The organism is Vibrio sp. Vb0304 (genome assembly GCF_033338995.1).
Taxonomy (GTDB): domain Bacteria; phylum Pseudomonadota; class Gammaproteobacteria; order Enterobacterales; family Vibrionaceae; genus Vibrio; species Vibrio alginolyticus.
Genome location: NZ_JAWOTT010000120.1, coordinates 1 through 1,431, shown reverse-complemented (window position 1 = coordinate 1,431; position 1,431 = coordinate 1). Strand labels below are relative to the sequence as shown.

Below are 1,431 nucleotides of genomic sequence, written 5' to 3'. Positions count from 1 at the left end.
GCGTATTGCTTTGCTTTGTCATCGACGTTGCTCTGCGCTTCGTTAGTGCGTTTGATGCCACGAGGAGAAAAGACAGCGTTCAGCAATAAAATGACTTTGCCTAAAATCCAACGGATAAACTTCATAATGATCCCTTGATGCTCAGTGGATGAATGTCCTTAACAATGCAAACATGATGCTTGTTGCATTGGAGACGCAGTCTATCAGTTGTTTCGGATTGATAAAACCATGTATTTTATGAGGAAAAGAGTCGCTTCAACCAGCCGAAAAAGCCATTTGATGCTGTTGGGTTTGCCTCTTTACCTAAATAGAAGCTTTGCATTAGCTCTGTTCTGAACGCGTCAACATCAATACGTTTAATCACAAGTTCGTGCTGTAACGTGTTTTGCGTCTGCTCTGCGTGATCGTGCGCTAAGCTAAAATCCATGTTCAGATAGCCTTGAGTGAAGAGCCACAAATGGGTGATCAGAACAAGATCTTCTGCCGATTGATTGGTGAATTTGTCTGCCTGCTCATCCCCAAGCGTATCTGCCAAGACCTTTTGCATTTGCTGTGTCGAATGAGCGTGTTGTTCATACAACGCACTTGCTTCGATATGGGATTTCGTCAGGAGCCCGAGTAGGTGAAGCACTGGATTCGTTGCTGGCTTGTTTTCACATACGCGTGCAAACAACGGAGCTTGTTCTTTCAACCAACGCTTCTTGGCAGCTTTATGCTCATCAACGAAGGGAATCTTTTTGATTCCCATTTGTTTAATCAGTTCACTAAGGGGCGTCATGACTTTGCAGTTCCTTCACTGTTACTTCGACGTGTAGATCGTTCACATCAACAAAAATAGAGGTGCCGGTAATCATAACAGAAAGGTTTGTACCACGGTCAAGGTGCTGACAAATCATATCGATAGCGTCGTAGTCAAAGCTTTCTACGCTTACTGGAAGCATTGAAAACTTACCTGACATTTTCTCCCACCACACCGGTGCTTTAGTATTGTACGTATAGACCTTGACCTGCTTGGCAAGGCGAGAGGCTTTTTTGATTCGATCTGGTTCGGGTTCGCCGATCTCAATCCAATGCGTGATGCTTTGGTCATCTGCAACATGCCATAAATCTGGCTCTTCCGTGGTTGAGAGGCCTTTGGTAAATTCCAAGTCTTTTTGGGCATTGAGGCAGAAAGCCAAGATACGAGCCAGCATGCGTTGAGGTTTTTCAGAGGGATGCAGAGCGATAGTAAGGTTCTTGGAATCGTAGTAATCGTTATTCATATCGGAAAGAGCGATACGAAATTTATAAATGGTTGGTTTTAGAGCCATGGGTTTATATCGTTTTTATGGGCGAAAATTTGCTTTGGGCAAAAAAATAGCCAGCTTAAAAGCTGGCTATCATATCAAATTCTTTAAGAATTAAAGTACTTTGATTTGCTCTGCTTGAGGG

The 1,431-nt window shown here is 43.3% G+C and carries 2 protein-coding genes and 1 pseudogene; all 3 read right to left on the bottom strand.

Annotated elements, in window-relative coordinates; genetic code table 11:
• A pseudogene (locus tag R7P35_RS24305) lies at nt 1-125 on the bottom strand (glutaredoxin); the annotation flags it as partial.
• Between the two features lie 110 nt (nt 126-235).
• Nucleotides 236-778: a hypothetical protein gene (locus tag R7P35_RS24300; RefSeq protein ID WP_005482688.1), complete on the bottom strand. Its 543-nt coding sequence runs from the start codon at nt 776-778 to the stop codon at nt 236-238.
• Nucleotides 765-1,310 (bottom strand): YaeQ family protein, encoded by a 546-nt coding sequence (locus R7P35_RS24295; protein ID WP_258518648.1) that lies wholly within the window; start codon nt 1,308-1,310, stop codon nt 765-767. Before R7P35_RS24295 ends, R7P35_RS24300 begins: the two co-directional genes overlap by 14 nt.
• Nucleotides 1,311-1,431: the final 121 nt, after the last annotated feature.

Bases quoted from the DNA above. Each gene is read 5' to 3' on its own strand.
- R7P35_RS24300 (WP_005482688.1), bottom strand. From the start codon at position 778: ATGACGCCCCTTAGTGAACTGATTAAACAAATGGGAATCAAAAAGATT.
- R7P35_RS24295 (WP_258518648.1), bottom strand. From the start codon at position 1,310: ATGGCTCTAAAACCAACCATTTATAAATTTCGTATCGCTCTTTCCGAT.